Raw genomic sequence first — 15,568 nt, 5'->3', positions numbered from 1 at the left:
GTGACGAGCATCGCACCGGCCAAGGACGAGGTGGACCGGCTGCTCGGGGGTGCGCACCATGATCCGCACTCCGTGCTGGGGGCGCACGCGCACCCGGGCGGCACCGTCATGAGGGCGCTGCGGGTCGGCGCCCGCTCGGTGTCGGTGCTCGTCGGCGACAAGCGGTTCGAGCTGGACCCGGTCGAGGGCGGCCTGTTCGCCGGGCTGGTGCCGGAGCCGCCGAGCGACTACCGCTACGAGGTCGACTACGGCGACGGCAACGTCGTCATCGCCGACGACCCGTACCGCTGGTTGCCCACCATCGGCGAGCTGGACCTGCACCTGATCGGCGAGGGCCGGCACGAGCGGCTGTGGGAGGTGCTGGGCGCGCATCCGCACACCTACGACACCCCCGGCGGACCGGTCGACGGCACGTCGTTCGCTGTGTGGGCGCCGACCGCGCAGGGCGTGCGGGTGTGCGGCGACTTCGACGGCTGGGACGGCCGCGGCACGCCGATGCGCTCGCTGGGCGGGTCGGGTGTGTGGGAGGTGTTCCTGCCCGAGGTGCCGGTCGGCTCGCGCTACAAGTTCCGGCTGCTGGGCAAGGACGGCTCGTGGCACGAGAAGGCCGATCCGCTGGCCTTCGCCACCGAGCTGCCGCCGGCGACGGCGTCGATCGTGTACGAGTCGGCCTACACCTGGGGCGACGAGGCGTGGCTGACCGAGCGGGAGGCCAGCGACTGGTCGAAGCGGCCGATCAGCGCCTACGAGGTGCACCTCGGCTCGTGGCGGCAGGGCCTGAACTACCGGGAGCTGGCCGAGCAGCTCGGCGACTACGTGCTGGAGACCGGCTTCACCCACGTGGAGCTGCTGCCGGTGGCCGGACACCCGTTCGCCGGGTCGTGGGGCTATCAGGTGACGTCGTACTACGCGCCGACGCCGCGGTTCGGTTCCCCCGACGAGTTCCGGTACTTCGTCGACCACCTGCACCAGCGGGGCATCGGCGTGATCGTGGACTGGGTGCCGGCGCACTTCCCCAAGGACGAGTGGGCGCTGGCCCGGTTCGACGGCAGCCCGCTCTACGAGCACGCCGACCCGCGCCGGGGCGAGCAGCCCGACTGGGGCACGCTCGTCTTCGACTTCGGGCGCAACGAGGTCCGCAACTTCCTGGTGGCCAACGCCCTGTACTGGATCGAGGAGTTCCACGTGGACGGCCTGCGGGTCGACGCCGTGGCCTCGATGCTGTACCTGGACTACTCCCGGCCCGAGGGACAGTGGCTGCCCAACATCCACGGCGGCCGCGAGAACCTCGACGCCGTGCAGTTCCTGCAGGAGCTCAACGCCACCGTGTACCGGCGGCACCCCGGGATCATGATGATCGCCGAGGAGTCCACCGCGTGGCCGGGCGTGACGCGGCCGACCCACCTGGGCGGGCTGGGCTTCGGTTTCAAGTGGAACATGGGCTGGATGCACGACACGCTCCGGTACCTGTCGCACAATCCGGTGCACCGCTCGTACCACCACAACGAGATGACCTTCTCGCTGATGTACGCGTGGAGCGAGAACTTCGTGCTGCCGCTGTCGCACGATGAAGTGGTGCACGGCAAGGGATCCCTGTGGGGCCGGATGCCCGGCGACAACTGGAACAAGGCGGCCGGGCTGCGCTCGCTGCTGGCCTTCATGTGGGCCCATCCCGGCAAGCAGTTGCTGTTCATGGGCGGCGAGTTCGGGCAGATCGACGAGTGGTCGGAGAAGCGCTCGCTGGACTGGCCGCTGCTGGACGAGCCGCTGCACAACGGCATCAAGCGCCTGGTCGGCGACCTCAACGCCGCCTACCGCGAGGCGCCGGCACTGTTCACTTTGGACACTTCGCCGGACGGCTTCTCCTGGATCGACGCCAACGACTCGGCCGGCAACGTGCTGTCGTTCCTGCGTGAGGGCGAGGACGGCTCGATGTTGGCCTGTGTGGCCAACTTCTCCGGCTCGCCGCACGAGAACTACCGCATCGGCCTGCCCACCACCGGCGCCTGGCGCGAGGTCGTCAACACCGACGCCTCCGTCTACGGCGGCTCGGGCTGGGGCAACCAGGGCGAGATCGTCGCCGAGGCCAAGCCCTGGCACGGCCGCCCGGCCTCCGCGCTGGTGCAGCTGCCGCCGGCCGGCGTGATCTGGCTCGCGCCGGAGGCCTAAAGACGGAGAAACGGCCCGAAACCTGGCTCCTGGGACCAGGTTTCGGGCCGTTCGCGTGAACGGGTTCGGTCAGCCGACCTTCTGGATCAGCGCCTTGCGGATGAGCTGCTTGCCGTCCTGGTGGATCTTGAGGAAGGCGTCGTTGTCGAGCAGCACGCAACTGCCGGAGGTGGACGTCACCGGGACGGTGATGGACTTGTTGTTGTCCAGGTTGGTCACCTTGAGCATGGTGCCGAGCGGGAACTGGTTGCTGGACGCGGAGACGCCCTTCGAGCCGGACGTGGTCACCGTGGAGCCCTTGCAGACCTGGTTGGCCGCGGTGCCGGCGGCGGAGCCGTTGCCGGCGTTGGTGTCGGTCGGGTCGGCGGTGTCGGTCGCGCTCGGGTCGGTGGTGTCGGTGACGCCGCCGTTGTCGCAGCCGCCGTTGTTGTCCGTGGTGGTCGGGGCCGTGGTGTCGGTGCCCATGCCGCCGTCACCCATGCCACCGGCGTTGCCCATGCCGTTGTCGCCACCCATGCCCATGCCACCGTTGTTGTCGGTGGTGGTGGTCGGGGCCGTGGTGTCGGTGCCCATGCCACCGTCACCCATGCCGTTGCCCATGCCGTTGTCGCCGCCCATGCCGGCGTCACCCATGCCACCGGCGTTGCCCATGCCGTTGTCCCCACCCATGCCCATGCCACCGTTGTTGTCGGTGGTGGTGGCCGGCGGGGTGTTGGTGTCGGTCGCAGTCGGGCAGCCGTTGTTGCCGCCGTTGTCACCACACGCAGCGGCCTTGAGGCGCGACTCGATCTGGGCCACCACGGCCTGGCGGTTGGCGATGCGGGCCGCCGACTGGGCGTCGGGGTGCGCCTTCTGGTCGGCGATGAAGTTCAGGTTGTTCTGCAAGGCCTTCTGCAGGCCGGCGCAGTCCTCGCCGCTGCCCTTCTTCTTGTTGGCGTCGGACGAGGCCGTCACGTTGTTGGTGCAGCCGGCGGCCTGGCGGCGCTGCTGGATCTGCGCCACGACGGCGTTGCGGTTGGCGATGTTGGCCGCGGACACCGCGGTCGGGTTGGCCTTCTGCTGCGCGATGAAGTTCAGGTTGTTCTGCAGCGCCTGGTCGAGTCCCTGGCAGTTCTCGGTCGCCGCGTGGCTTGTCCCCGAGATGACCGCGAATCCACCCCCCAGCACGACGGCGACGCCCAGCGCAGCGGCGACACCCAGGATGGTGGCGCGTTTGCGACTGGGGCTCATATCGGCAATCCAGGACATTGCGGCGTCTCCTGTCGTCGTTCTTGGTCTGAACCACGTTCGCGGGGTACTACCGTCGAAACCGTCGATCGGTTCAGATCCCGTAGCATTCGTCCACGTGCACGAGATCGCGGTCTTCAGCGGCAGCGCCCACCCCGAGCTGGCGGCGGACATCTGCGCACACCTCGGTGTTCCACTACGCCCGGTGCGGGTCGATCGGTTCGCCAACGACTGCATCGAGGTCCAACTCCAGGCCAACTGCCGTGAGCGGGACGTGTTCCTGATCCAGCCGCTGGTGCCGCCGACCCAGGAGAACCTGGTCGAGCTGCTGCTGATGCTGGACGCCGCCCGCGGCGCCTCGGCGGCCCGCACGACCGTGGTCCTGCCGCACTACGCGTACGCGCGCAGCGACAAGAAGGACATGCCCCGCGTCTCCATCGGCGGCCGACTGGTGGCCGACCTGCTGCTGACCGCGGGCGCGAACCGGGTGCTGACCATGACCCTGCACTCGCCGCAGGTCCACGGCTTCTTCAGCGTGCCGGTCGACCACCTGCACGCCCTGCGCGAGCTGGCCGCCCACTTCCGCGGCAACGACCTGTCCAACGCCGTGGTCGTCTCCCCCGACCTGGGCAACGCCAAGCCGGCGGCCGCGTTCGCCCGGCTGCTCGGCGTGGGCGTGGCCGCCGGGGCCAAGCAGCGTTTCGCCGACGACAAGGTCAGCATCAGCTCGATCATCGGCGACGTGGCCGGCAAGGACGTGATCGTGCTGGACGACGAGATCGCCCGCGGCTCCACCGTGGTCGAGCTGGTCGAGCGGCTGCACGAGCTGGGCGTGGCGTCGATCCGGGTGGCCTGCACGCACGGCCTGTTCGCCGACGGGGCGATCAAGCGCATCGGCGACCTGCCGGGCGTGACCGAGATCGTCTGCACCGACACCGTGCCGATCGCGGCCCCGAAGCGCACCCCCAAGCTGACCGTGCTGTCCATCGCGCCGGCCATGGCCGAGGCTATCCGGCGCATCCACAACGGCGAGTCGGTGAGCGCCCTGTTCGACGCCTGATCTCGGGGGTTAACCGGATATCCGAGCCGGCTCGGCGTCCGTAACCTGGGAAAACGTGATGGGGAGCCTGCACGCGCTGCTGCTGCGGCCACTGGGGGAAGCGCGGACGTGGCGGGCCACCCTGCACCTGCTCGGCGGCGCGTTCTGGAGCGTCGGCAACACGCTGGTGCTGCTGGTCGGCCTGATCGTCACGCTGTGCCCGATCCCGGCGATGATGACCTTCGGCGCGATGGTCAGCGCGACCCAGTTCAACGTCACCACCAGCGGCTTTGTCGTGCTGCTGCTGTTGCTGCTGATCCTTCCGGTCGGTGTGCTCGGTTTCGTCGGCACGGGGTACGCGCTGGAGGCGTGCGCCCGGCTGGAGGTCGGCTGGCACCGCTCGATCCTCGGCGTGGACATCCCGCTCACGCTCCAACTGCCGGTCCGCGGACGCCTGCTGCCCCTGTTCGGGCGGATGGTGCGCGATCTGCGGCTGTGGCGGCTGATGGCGTACCAGCTGGTCCGGCTGCCGGTGGCGCTGCTCACCGGCGCGCTGACGGTGATCGTCTGGGCATTGCCGCTGTTCGTGGCCGTGATCGCCGCGATGTTCTTCGTCGACCTCACGGTGGCGTCGATCAACCGCCCGTACCTGCGTCACGGCGACGTGTGGGCCGGCGCGCCGCTGCTGTTGCTGGCGCTGCTCATCCCGGTCGTGCCCTACCTCGTGCGGTGGATGCAGGCGTGGCAGCTCGCGCTGGCCCGCCGTTACCTGGGGCAGCTGTCGGCCGAGCAGCTCGCCGCCCGGGTGTTCGAGGTCGAGCGAAGCCGCGAGGACGCCATGGCCGCGGCCGAGACCGAGCGGCGGCGCATCGAGCGGGACCTGCACGACGGCGCCCAGCAGCAGCTGGTGGCGTTGGCGATGCTGCTGGGACGGGCCAAGCGCAAGTACGACAGCGACCCCGAGGCCACCCGGGCGCTGCTGGAGGAGGCCCACCGCAGCGCCAAGGACGCCATCGTCGAGCTGCGCGAGCTGACCCGGGGCCTGTCGCCGCCGGTGCTGGCCGACCGGGGCCTCGACGCCGCGCTGTCGGCGCTGGCCGCCCGCTCCGAGGTGCCCGTGGCGATCGACTTCGACGTGGCCGAGCGCCCCGGCCGGACCGCGGAGTCCATCGCCTACTTCATGATCGCCGAGTCGCTGACCAACATCGTCAAGCACGCCGGCGCCTCGCGGGCCTGGGTGATCGTGCGGCGGGTCGGCGGGCGGCTGCGGGTCGAGGTCGGCGACGACGGCGTCGGCGGGGCGTTCGCCGGCGGATCGGGGCTGTCCGGCCTGGCCGACCGGGCCGCCGGTGTGGACGGCGTGTTGACCGTGACCAGCCCGGCCGGTGGGCCGACGACCGTGAGCCTGGAGCTGCCGTGCGAATCGTGATCGCCGAGGACGCCGTGCTGCTGCGGCACGGCCTCACGCTGCTGCTGACCGAGAACGGCCACGAGGTCGTGGACGCCGTCGACGACGGCGAGAAGCTGCTGCGGTCGGTGGCCGACCACCGGCCCGATGTGTGCGTGGCCGACGTCCGGATGCCGCCCACGCACAGCGACGAGGGGCTGCGGGCGGCCCTGGTGATCCGGCAGCAGTGGCCGGCGACCGGGGTGCTCGTGCTGTCGCAGTACGTGGAGGAGCGCTACGCCGCCGACCTGATCACCGGGGCCCTGAACGGCGTCGGCTACCTGCTGAAGGACCGGGTCGCGGACGTGGAGGAGTTCCTGTCGGCGCTGGACCGGGTCGGGACCGGCGGCACGGTGTTCGACCCGGAGGTCGTGTCGCAGATCGTGGCCCGGAGCCGGCGTCAGGACCCGCTGGCGGCGTTGACGCCCCGTGAGCGCCAGGCCTTCAGCCTGATGGCCGAGGGACGGTCCAACTCCGGCATCGCCGAGGGGCTGGTGATCACCGAGGGGGCGGTGGAGAAGTACGTGGCCAGCATCTTCACCAAGCTCGGGCTGCCCAAGACCAGCACCGAGCACCGCCGCGTGCTGGCCGTGCTGCGCTACCTGGGCGGCTGAGTCCGGGACCGCAGCAGGTCGAGCAGCGTGCGGCCGAACGCCGCCGGGTCGTTGATGCCGGGCATCGGGGCGTAGCCGAAGTGATTGCCGGGGAAGATCACCATCGACGCCTTGAGCGCGTCGGCCACCGCCTCGGCCGTGCGGAACGGCAGCGAGCCGGCCACGGCCTTGCCCCCGGCGAGCACGACGTCCACGCCGCTGGCCCGGATCGCGGCGAGATCGGGGCGGTAGTCGACGAACGCGTTCACCTCGTCGCTGTCGAAGCGCAGGGTCGCGGCCGCGGCCGCGGTGACCGACTCGTCGACCGGGCCGAGCATGTCGGTCAGCCGGAGGAAGCGCAGCCCCGCGTCGGGCGCGCCCGCGAGGTCGTGGAAGGCCTTGGCCACCTCGTCGGCGTCGGGCAGCACCGACATCACCGGCGGCTCGTGCGCGATGACCACGCCGAGCCGGGCCGGATACCGGGCCACCAGGTCGAGGGCGACCAGCCCGCCGGCGCTGCTGCCGAAGACCGCCGCCTTCTTCGCACCGAGATCGTCGAGCAGCTGGGCCGCCTCCTCGACGATCTCGGCCGGGTCGCCCTTGCGCTGCGTGTACGTGACGACCGTGTACTGCTCGGCCAGTATGTCCAGCACCGCGTCGAAACTGCGCACGCTGCCGCCGCCGCCGTGCAGCAGGAGCAGTAACGGACCGTCGCCGCGAGTCTTGGTGTCCATGTGAACCCCCTTGTCGGGAAACGATACCCGGCGGCATCGGGCAGACTGGGCAGGTGCGTGCAACTGCTCGGCTCGTTCTCCTGGCGGCTGTGCTGGCGCTCGCCGGGTGCGCGACCGTCGGCGGCGTCGCCGAGCCGGTGACCGCCGATCCCGTGCTCGCGGGCGGCGGTGTCGTGCCGTCCTTCGTGCGGGGCACCGACAACGGCACCACCGACCGCATCGCCGCCTCCACCATCGGCGACGTGCAGGCGTTCTGGAAGCAGAACTTCCCGTCCGTGTTCGGCAAGCAGTGGCACGACCTGACCGGCGGCGTGTACTCGGTCGACGCCACCTCCGACAAGAGCCAGGCGCCGCCGTGCACCGAGTCCGCCTCCGACATCGAGGGCAACGCCTTTTATTGTCCCAACAAGGATTCCGTCGCCTGGGACCGCGCGGCCCTGCTGCCCGTGCTGCGCGACCAGTTCGGCGACGCCGCCGTTGTGGTCGTGCTGGCGCACGAGATGGGCCATGCCGTGCAGGACCGCACGTCCCCCACCGCCGACATGGCCCGCGCCGACCCCGACCGCTACCCGACGATCCTGATCGAGACCATGGCCGACTGCTATTCCGGCGCATTTGTCCGGTCCGTCGTCGACGGCAAGGCCCCGCACCTGCGGATCACCGCCGCGCAGCTCGACAAGGCCCTCGGCGCCCTGGCCACCTTCCGCGACCCCGTCGGCACCAGTTCGTCCGAGGAGGGCGCCCACGGCGACTCCTTCGACCGGGTTTCCGCCTTTCAGGACGGCTACCAGCAGGGTCCCAAGCTGTGCGCGGGGATGACCGTGGCCAACCGGCAGTTCACCCAGCGCACCTTCACCAGCCTGTCCGACCAGGCCCGGGGCGGGAATGCCCCGTTGCCCGACCTGCTCGCGGCCATGGAGCCCGACCTCAACGCCTACTTCGGCCAGCTCGTCGGTTCCCGCTGGTCCGCGCCCCACCTGACCCAGTCCGACGGTCCCGTGTCGTGCCCTTCCGGCTCCGGAGACCAGGGGCCCGTGGCCTTCTGCGGCGCCACCAAGTCCGTCCTGCTGTCGGTCAAGGGCACCATTCCCGCCCTCGTCTCCAGCATCGGCGACTACGCCGCGGGCACCCTGTTGGCCACCCGCTACGCCCTGGCCGCCCTGTCCCTGTTGGGCAAGCCCGTCGACACCGCCCCCGCCGGCCAAACCGCCGTCTGCCTCGCCGGCGCCTACACCGCCTCCGTGCCCTCCCGCGGCAAGCCCCTACGTCTTTCCCCCGGCGACCTCGACAAGGCCGTCGGCGTGCTGCTGGCCTACGACTACGGCTCCCGCGACACCTCCGGCAAGCCCCTCGGCACCGGCTTCTCCCGCGTCCTGGCCTTTCGCTCCGGCTTCACCGGCGGCGCCAAGGCCTGCGGGGTCTGATCCTCGGCTGCGGCTTCAAGGCCCGCGGTGTCTGATTTCGTCAAGACCGGCCCGGTGTCCCCGGCCTAGCGTCGGCGGCATGACCCCTCAGCTCGCCGTCATCGGCCTCGTCGTCGACGACATGGCCAAGTCCCTCGCCTTCTACCGCCGCCTCGGCCTCGACATCCCCTCCTCCGCCGACGCCGAGCCCCACGTCGCCGCCCCTCTGCCCGGCGGTCTCCAGCTCATGTGGGACACCGTCGCCACCGTCCGCTCCTTCGACCCCTCGTGGTCGCCTCCGACCGGCTCCTCACGCTCCGGCCTGGCGTTTCTCTGCTCCTCCCCCTCCGACGTCGACCGCGTCTACGCCGCCCTCACCTCCGCCGGCCACCACGGCCACCTGCCGCCGTGGGACGCCTTCTGGGGCCAGCGCTACGCCGTCGTCCACGACCCGGACGGCAACGGCGTGGATCTCTTCTGCCCACTGGGCGAGTGAACTTCCGCCGACAACCACTTCCCCTTGCCCTCACTGCCACTTTCCCCTGCCCTCAGCGCCACTTCCGCGTGACCGCGCCCCGGTCCGCCACACCCGTTCCCACCTGCCTTTTTGCCCGGCGGCGGCCGGCAGGGTCGACAAAACGGCGACAAAATCGCGCCGACACCGGCGGATGTGCTCCGGCAGCCGGGCGTCGAACGCGTAGACTGAAGTCGAGCCCGTCACCCCTCCCCCCTGGTGACGGGCTCGTCTACTGCCCGGGGTCAGGCGCCTTCGAGGATCTCGGCCAGCCGAAGGGTGTCCTCGAGGTAGCGCTCGTACGGGAAGCCGGCGGCGACGAGGCCGGTGCGCAACTCGTCGTAGAGCGGTTTTCCGGCGCTGTGGAAGGCTTTCCGGCCGGCCTCGGTCAGACGCACGAGCCGTCGCCGCGCATGGTCGGGGTCGACGGTGATCTGCACCAGCCCACCCGCCTCCAGCGGCCGCAGCGAGCGGCTGATCGCCGGGTCGGAGACCGACAGGGCCTGGGCGAGCTGGTGCTGGGTCGCCGGCTCGATGTCCTCCAGCGTGCCCAGCAGGCGTATCTGGCCGTAGGTCAGGCCGTCACGGTCGTCGGTCCGCCGCCGGGCCGCCTCGCCCAGCAGCATCACCACGCGGTGCAACAGGTCTCCCAGTCCGTCATCCACGGTGCGAGCATACCCGAGTGTTGACTGATTAATATTAACCATGCAAGACTCAGGCCATGGACAACACGAGCTTCCTCGCCCAGTCGGCCTTCCCCCTGGTCTGGATCGTGACACCGGCCGTCGGCGCGTACGTTCGGGCCCGCCGCGCCACCTCGCCGGGGGAACGTCTGGAGATCTGGCAGCGCTGGTGGGCGATCGGCGCCTTCGGCATCGGCAGCCTGTGGATGACGGTGGCGTTCCTCGCGTTCCCGGACGTCATGGCCACGGCCATCGGCTTCGACCGGACGCCCTTCCTGTTCGAGATCGCCTTCGCCAACCTCGGGCTGGCCGTCATGGGCTTCCGCGCCGCCTCGGCCTCGCCCCGTGAGCGCATCACCATCGGGCTCGGCGGCGGCATGTTCCTCTGGGGCGCCGTGGTCGGCCACGTCTACCAGTGGTTCGCCAACGGCGACCACGCCCCCGGCAACACCGGCGGCGTCCTCGTCACCGACATTCTCATTCCGGCCGTCATGATCATCCTGGCCGTGCGGGCCCAGCGCCTGGCCGCCCAGCCGCAGCCGGCCGTCGCCGTCTGACACCGCGGGAGCTGCTTTCCTCATGGCCACCCAGGAATCCGGCTCGGCCTCCGCCGACCGGCTCACCATGTTCGTCGACGCGGTCATCGCCATCGCGCTCACGCTGCTGGCGTTGGATCTCCGCGTCCCCACCGGCGACACCGTCACCGCCATGGCGACCTCGGTGCTGGACCACCGCGGCGAGTACCTGGCCTTCGTGCTCAGCTTCGTGGTGATCGCCGCCCACTGGCGCGCCCACCACGACACCTTCCGCCACGTCGGCTCGGTGAGCCCCCGCCTGACCAGCGTCACCCTGGTGTGGCTGTTCATGCAGGTCGTGATGCCGTTCGCGACCCGGGTGATCACCGCCGAGGGCGCGTTCGCGCCGCGGTTCAGCCTGTACGCCATCGTGCAGGTCCTGGCCTCGGCGACCCTGGCGCTGATCATCCGGGAGATCCGGCGAGAACGCCTCTACCGCGGCGATGCCCCGCCGGAGGTGTTCTCCTCGATCCTCGTGCGCAGCATCTGCCTGGCGTCGGTGTTCGCCGTGTCCGTCCCCGTTTCCTTCTTCACCACCAACGCTTTCGTGTGCTGGCTCGCCATCCCGGTCGTGCTCACCGTCGCCCGCATGATCCAGTCCGACCGCGCGGATCGGCGCGCGGCTCAGGGCAGCTCGACCTGAATCCCGTACGGGTCGTACTCGTTGCCCGGGTCGAAGGCCCGCAGGCCCGCCGAGCCCAGGATCCCGATGATGGCCATAGGCCTCCGGCCCCCGATCCGGCCGGTCAGCCATACGCCACCTCGAACGCCCGCCGCTCCTCCCCACGTTGTGCAGGGAAGGACGCCTTACCTGCATGGCCGCACGCAGGTAAGGCGTCCTTCCCTGCGTTCAACGCGGGTAAGGCGTCCTTCCCTGCATCAGGGGGCATCGGGAGCTGCCGGCCGGCCGCTACTTTCCTGCTGTAGCCCGCACTTCTGGCCGTACGACCGAAGCCCTCCTCGGCCAGCACCTGGTCGAGCTCGTCCCCCTCGACGTCCTTCAACCACCCCGTGACCGTCGCCCGGTCGATCATTCCGTTCCCCCTTCACATCCTGGTCAGCGGCACTCCCGCCAGGGCCTTCACTTCCCTCGACAGATGCGCTTGATCCGCGTACCCCACGCTGGCGGCCACTGTCGCTGGCGGCACCCCTCGCGCCGCCAGCGCCAGCGCCTTTTCCATCCGCAGCACCCGGGCCAGCGTCTTCGGTCCGTAGCCGAAGGCATGCAGGCTCTTCCTCAGCAGCTGCCGCTCACTCAGGCCCACGCCCCCGGCCACCGCCGCCACCGGCCGCCCCTCCCGCATCCCCGCGACCACCGCATCCATCACCGGGTCCACCCTGATCCGCGGCCGTGCGATCGCCAGCAGCCCCCCGACCTTGTCCGGAGCCTCCCCCACCCGCTCCGTCAGCTCCCGCACCACCCGCCGCGGCCAGATCTCGTCCAGCCCCACCCTGCTGTCCCTCAGTTCACTCGCCGGCACCCCGAACACCGACGGCCCCGTCCCCGGCCGGAACCTCAGCCCCGCATACACCCGCCCCGCCGGGCTCCGCATCTCCATCGCCACCGTGTCCGGCCCGGCCACCAGCAGCCGTCCGTCCGACCAGATCAGGTCCAGGCACCCGTCGGGCAGGATCCGATGCGTCTGCGGCTCCTTCACCACACGACTCCACCCCACCGCCCCGGCCACGCCGGTCGCCCACTCCCGGTACACGCCCGCCAGCATGCCACCGGGGTCTGACAGTTTCCGTTGTCAGCGCCACGCCCCCACGCCGAAGACACCCTCCATCTGCTTGCGCAGCTCGGGGTTGCACTTGAGAGCGGGTTATTCCCCCACGAGCTGAGCCGCCCAGTCCGCCAGCGCGCCGCGGGCCATGCGCCGCAGATTGCCGTACTCGATCCAGCCGACGCCGTCGCGGTACGTTGCAGACAGCCGCACCAGGTCGCCAGGTCGATCACCTGCTCACGTGGCGTGCTCAGCCAGTTCGTTGCCGGACAACGAGTACTCCATCGACAGGCCGTCGAGGACGACGCCGTTGGGCAGGGGCACCTGGGAACACCGGACGTCACGGAAGCCGAAAGATCGGTACAGCGGCACGCCCGGCATGGTGGCCATCAGAACCAGCGACCGAAATCCCTCGGCCTTGGCTGCCTCCACGCACCGGGTGAGGATCGCCCGCCCAAGGCCGCGGCGGGTCCGGTCGCCCTGTACGAACATCGCCCGCACCCGCGCCGGCTCGACCGCCGGATCCAGCCGGCGGTCGTCCCCCGGCGCGTCACCGGACCCGGTGTACAGCTTGTTCCGCCTGCTCCAGCCCCCGCAGGCCACCAACTGCCCGTCCACGTCGACGACGAAGTACGTCCCGTCGTCGATCAGCGCCAGGTCCGGCTCGGTGAGATACCGCGCGGCAGCGACCGTCTCCCGCTCGTCGTGGAAGCGGGGAAACACCTCCAGCACCGACCGCCGCATGAGCTCCGCAATCCCCACCACATCCGCTCGCGTCGCCGGCCGCAGTACTGGCGCCCCCTCCATCGGAATGCTTGTCACTCCACGGCCTCAATCGTGAGCTGGTAGCGCAGGTGCCGCCCGGGAAGCATCGTCATGACGCTGACCTCGACCGGGCGTCCACTCCGGGCACTGCTGGTGCGTCGCAACACAAGCACGGGCGTCGGCCCTTGCTGGGCAAGGAGTTCGGTTTCCTCAGCATTCGCCAAACGCACGGATACGTCCTCGTCGAGATGGCGGAACTCGTGGCCCAGCTCGGCGAGGAGCGTGGGTGCGCCGCCGCGGATCTTCCGCGCCTCGGCCAGGCTGGTGCCGCGAGCAATGTCGGCCGGGTAGTACGAATCGACGAGCTCGAGCGGCTGGTCGTCGAGGAGGACCAGCCGGCGACGTACGACCACGGGCGCGGTCGGCGAGCTGTGAAGCGCGGCGGCAACATGTGGCGCAGGCATGACCTCCCCTACGTGCAGAAGCCGCTGCGTGCCGACGTGGCCATGGTCGGCCGCTTCCTGTGCCCACGCGTCGGGTGCGTCGGCGTCGCGGGGCTTCACGTACGGCGTGGAGACGCTGATCCAGGCATCCGAGTCGGGCACGAGCCCGATTTTAGTGATGACCGCCCGAAGGGTCAGGTGGCGACGATCTTGGCACCGGGGATGGTGAGGGTGCCGCCGGACTGGTCGGTGTTGGTCACGACGACGTTCTCGAAGGTGACCTCGCCCGGGGTGATCAGGGGCGGGCTGGTGGCGGTGTAGTCGATGGGCAGCCGGATGGGGATGCCGAGGATGCTGACGACGGCGGTGCCCTTGATCTCGGCGGTGAGCATGGTGATTCCGCCGCCGGTGATGGTGGAGGTGGAGCCGGGGGCGGCGGTGGTGACGATCTTGTGGCCGCCGCCGCGGTCGGCGGTCTGGACCAGATTCTTGATCTTGATGGAGTCGGCGGTGAACTTGAGGACCTTGATGGTCTTGCCGCCGACGACGGTGGAGACGATGCCCTTGTAGGCCAAGCCGGACATGGCGATGGAGGGGGACTCCAAGGTCCACACCCGCGTCCCCGCCGGCAGGGCGGGCGGGGACGGGGTGGCGGTGGTGGTGCTGGTCGCCGCCGTGGTGGAGGTGGAGGTGGCCGTCGCGCTGCTCGACGACGACGGCGACGTCGTGGAGGTGGGCGCGACGGTGGTCGTGGTGGTGGACCCAGCGGTGGTGGACGCCGCCGTGGTGGAGGTGGCGACCGAAGAGGTGCTGGGGTCGGCGAAGGCGTAGCTGGGCTGACCGGCGCCGTGCACGGTCAGGCCGAGCAGCACCACGAAGGCAACGGCGGCCGGGGGAACGGCCTTGGCGGCCTTGCGCTTGCGGGTCTTGGGCGTCCACGACAGGGCCAGCGCGGAGCCGAGCAGCCCGAACAGGGTGCCCAGCAGGAAGCCACCGAGGTTGGTGGTGATCAATGCGGTCAGGGCCAGGATCAACGACGCGATGCCGGCGGCCAGCCGGAACTGGGGCCGCAGCCACATGGTCAGGGCGCACACCACGAGCAGGGCGCCGATGAGGGCCCCGGACAGCCCGCCGATGGTCTGGATGGCGATCGCCATGGAGCCCAGCTTCAGCGACGCGAAGGGCGGGAAGAGGATGATCAGCCCCGACAGGAGCAGGAACAGCCCGGCCCAGAACGGGCGACTGCGTCGCCAGCGGTTGAAGGCACGCCAGGCCCTGCCGATCACGGAACCGACCACGACAAAACTCCCTTCCATGCACGGAAGCGGCAGCACCCGGGGGAATGTGCTGCCGCGACCGTGCGTGATCGACCTACTTGATGCACTGGTTGTTGCCGGCCACGATGCGCAGACTCATCCCCTTGAAGGAGATGGTCTGCGCGGACGTGCCCCAGGCAACCTGCTTCAAGTTGTTGATGTCGATCGACTGCGCCTGCATGCCGAAGTCGCCGGCACGGCCCTGCGCGCCGACCGGACCGGTGGAGACCTGGCTGGCGTCCACGCCGATGTCCGGGGTGTGCAGGGTGAAGTCGCCGTCCACCTGCGCGACGTCGACGACCATGTTGTCGGCGTGCATGCCCTTGGGCCCGTCCGCGGTGATCCGCAGCGTGAGGTCGCCGATGAGCGGGTTGTCGGGCAGGAACACGGACTGGCAGAAGTTGTCCAGGTCGGCGCTCTTGAACGCGTTGACCGCCACGGGGTGCGCGGAGTCGGCGTTGGCCGCGACGCCACCGAACTGGACGAATCCCTCACCGTGCAGGTGGGTGGAGGTGACCTCGAAGCTGGTGCCGGACACCGCGAACGAGGCGGCGAACGCGCCCTGGCCCACGCCGACGAGCAGGCCACCGGCCAGCACGCCACCCACGCCGAGCGTGCCGGCGAAGCGCAGCCACCGGGTGCGACCCCGGACGGGGGCGACCTCGGGTTCGACCTCCTCGCCGAACTCGACGTCGTCGGCTTCGCGCATGGCTTTCTCCCTTCCAACAGGCGAAGTACCCGTCGGTAACTTCGTGACGAGACTCACTCCCCTGACAGGCCGGCACAAGCGAACGGGTCGTCGAAACCCAGAATTCACTCCCCAGGGTGAGATATTTTCACGTTCCGATCACGACTGAAACGCATCGCCAACCGCCGGACAGGCGGCCCGCTACGCCAGTAGGGTGCTCGCGGCGTAGCAAAGGGCGGCAAGGGGAA

General features: G+C 70.2%; 16 protein-coding genes. 8 read left to right on the top strand and 8 right to left on the bottom strand.

From position 1 onward, the window contains the following. Entirely contained in the window at positions 1-2,169 is a 2,169-nt protein-coding gene (glgB, locus tag AB0M73_RS33765; RefSeq protein ID WP_363899408.1) for a 1,4-alpha-glucan branching protein GlgB, read from the top strand. A 69-nt stretch (positions 2,170-2,238) separates the two neighbouring features. Here the strand turns inward: glgB and AB0M73_RS33760 are convergent, their stop codons facing one another. Then, complete coding sequence (locus AB0M73_RS33760; RefSeq protein ID WP_363899405.1) at positions 2,239-3,417, bottom strand: hypothetical protein; 1,179 nt, start codon at positions 3,415-3,417, stop codon at positions 2,239-2,241. A 97-nt stretch (positions 3,418-3,514) separates the two neighbouring features. Here AB0M73_RS33760 and AB0M73_RS33755 point away from each other — a divergent pair, with 97 nt between their 5' ends. Genes AB0M73_RS33755 through AB0M73_RS33745 form a run of 3 tightly spaced genes read left to right on the top strand, consistent with a single transcriptional unit; the run spans position 3,515 to position 6,496 of the window. After that, a complete protein-coding gene (locus AB0M73_RS33755; RefSeq protein WP_363899402.1) occupies positions 3,515-4,456 on the top strand; it encodes a ribose-phosphate pyrophosphokinase in 942 nt (313 codons plus the stop codon). Between the two features lie 58 nt (positions 4,457-4,514). Further along, positions 4,515-5,864 carry a histidine kinase gene (locus AB0M73_RS33750; RefSeq protein ID WP_363899399.1) on the top strand — a complete coding sequence of 450 codons (1,350 nt, stop codon included), beginning with the start codon at positions 4,515-4,517 and terminating at the stop codon, positions 5,862-5,864. Continuing rightward, entirely contained in the window at positions 5,852-6,496 is a 645-nt protein-coding gene (locus AB0M73_RS33745) for a response regulator transcription factor (protein ID WP_363899396.1), read from the top strand. Before AB0M73_RS33750 ends, AB0M73_RS33745 begins: the two co-directional genes overlap by 13 nt. On the opposite strand, the gene AB0M73_RS33740 is transcribed toward AB0M73_RS33745, so the two are convergent. Further along, a complete protein-coding gene (locus tag AB0M73_RS33740) occupies positions 6,481-7,209 on the bottom strand; it encodes an alpha/beta hydrolase (protein ID WP_363899393.1) in 729 nt (242 codons plus the stop codon). The two genes, AB0M73_RS33745 and AB0M73_RS33740, sit on opposite strands and share 16 nt — an antisense overlap. A 53-nt stretch (positions 7,210-7,262) precedes the next feature. Here AB0M73_RS33740 and AB0M73_RS33735 point away from each other — a divergent pair, with 53 nt between their 5' ends. Then, complete coding sequence (locus tag AB0M73_RS33735) at positions 7,263-8,633, top strand: neutral zinc metallopeptidase (protein WP_363899390.1); 1,371 nt, start codon at positions 7,263-7,265, stop codon at positions 8,631-8,633. Positions 8,634-8,712: 79 nt separating this feature from the next. Continuing rightward, on the top strand, positions 8,713-9,108 hold the full coding sequence (locus AB0M73_RS33730; protein WP_363899387.1) for a VOC family protein: 396 nt from the start codon (positions 8,713-8,715) through the stop codon (positions 9,106-9,108). 263 nt (positions 9,109-9,371) lie between these two features. Here AB0M73_RS33730 and AB0M73_RS33725 read toward each other — a convergent pair whose 3' ends face one another. Further along, complete coding sequence (locus AB0M73_RS33725) at positions 9,372-9,791, bottom strand: MarR family transcriptional regulator (RefSeq protein ID WP_363899384.1); 420 nt, start codon at positions 9,789-9,791, stop codon at positions 9,372-9,374. Between the two features lie 56 nt (positions 9,792-9,847). On the opposite strand from AB0M73_RS33725, the gene AB0M73_RS33720 reads away from it, so the two are divergent. Together AB0M73_RS33720 and AB0M73_RS33715 are read left to right on the top strand one after the other, a co-directional pair. Continuing rightward, complete coding sequence (locus AB0M73_RS33720) at positions 9,848-10,366, top strand: DUF6790 family protein (protein ID WP_363899381.1); 519 nt, start codon at positions 9,848-9,850, stop codon at positions 10,364-10,366. Positions 10,367-10,388: 22 nt separating this feature from the next. After that, a complete protein-coding gene (locus tag AB0M73_RS33715; protein WP_363899378.1) occupies positions 10,389-11,027 on the top strand; it encodes a TMEM175 family protein in 639 nt (212 codons plus the stop codon). Positions 11,028-11,430: 403 nt separating this feature from the next. Here the strand turns inward: AB0M73_RS33715 and AB0M73_RS33710 are convergent, their stop codons facing one another. From AB0M73_RS33710 to AB0M73_RS33690, 5 genes are all read right to left on the bottom strand, one after another. Beyond that, positions 11,431-12,096 carry a DUF6597 domain-containing transcriptional factor gene (locus AB0M73_RS33710; protein WP_363899375.1) on the bottom strand — a complete coding sequence of 222 codons (666 nt, stop codon included), beginning with the start codon at positions 12,094-12,096 and terminating at the stop codon, positions 11,431-11,433. A gap of 249 nt (positions 12,097-12,345) precedes the next feature. Beyond that, the gene (locus AB0M73_RS33705) at positions 12,346-12,870 is read right to left on the bottom strand and encodes a GNAT family N-acetyltransferase (protein WP_363899372.1); all 525 of its coding nucleotides are present in this window, start codon (positions 12,868-12,870) and stop codon (positions 12,346-12,348) included. Positions 12,871-12,926: 56 nt separating this feature from the next. Then, on the bottom strand, positions 12,927-13,478 hold the full coding sequence (locus tag AB0M73_RS33700; protein WP_363899369.1) for a GntR family transcriptional regulator: 552 nt from the start codon (positions 13,476-13,478) through the stop codon (positions 12,927-12,929). 32 nt (positions 13,479-13,510) lie between these two features. Then, positions 13,511-14,650 (bottom strand): DUF6114 domain-containing protein, encoded by a 1,140-nt coding sequence (locus AB0M73_RS33695; RefSeq protein WP_363899366.1) that lies wholly within the window; start codon positions 14,648-14,650, stop codon positions 13,511-13,513. A gap of 37 nt (positions 14,651-14,687) precedes the next feature. Continuing rightward, positions 14,688-15,341, bottom strand: coding sequence for a DUF6230 family protein (locus tag AB0M73_RS33690; protein ID WP_363899363.1), 654 nt, complete (start codon positions 15,339-15,341; stop codon positions 14,688-14,690). Positions 15,342-15,568: the final 227 nt, after the last annotated feature.

The sequence above is a fragment of the Kutzneria sp. NPDC051319 genome (assembly GCF_040682195.1).
Classification (GTDB): Bacteria; Actinomycetota; Actinomycetes; order Mycobacteriales; family Pseudonocardiaceae; genus Kutzneria.
This window is presented reverse-complemented; position numbering and strand designations above follow the sequence as displayed.

What these genes read in the sequence shown, in the direction of transcription:
- AB0M73_RS33740 (WP_363899393.1), bottom strand. Translation starts at nt 7,209, where the DNA reads ATGGACACCAAGACTCGCGGCGACGGTCCGTTACTGCTCCTGCTGCAC.
- AB0M73_RS33750 (WP_363899399.1), top strand. Translation starts at nt 4,515, where the DNA reads ATGGGGAGCCTGCACGCGCTGCTGCTGCGGCCACTGGGGGAAGCGCGG.
- AB0M73_RS33715 (WP_363899378.1), top strand. Translation starts at nt 10,389, where the DNA reads ATGGCCACCCAGGAATCCGGCTCGGCCTCCGCCGACCGGCTCACCATG.
- AB0M73_RS33760 (WP_363899405.1), bottom strand. Translation starts at nt 3,417, where the DNA reads ATGTCCTGGATTGCCGATATGAGCCCCAGTCGCAAACGCGCCACCATC.
- AB0M73_RS33720 (WP_363899381.1), top strand. Translation starts at nt 9,848, where the DNA reads ATGGACAACACGAGCTTCCTCGCCCAGTCGGCCTTCCCCCTGGTCTGG.
- AB0M73_RS33730 (WP_363899387.1), top strand. Translation starts at nt 8,713, where the DNA reads ATGACCCCTCAGCTCGCCGTCATCGGCCTCGTCGTCGACGACATGGCC.
- AB0M73_RS33690 (WP_363899363.1), bottom strand. Translation starts at nt 15,341, where the DNA reads ATGCGCGAAGCCGACGACGTCGAGTTCGGCGAGGAGGTCGAACCCGAG.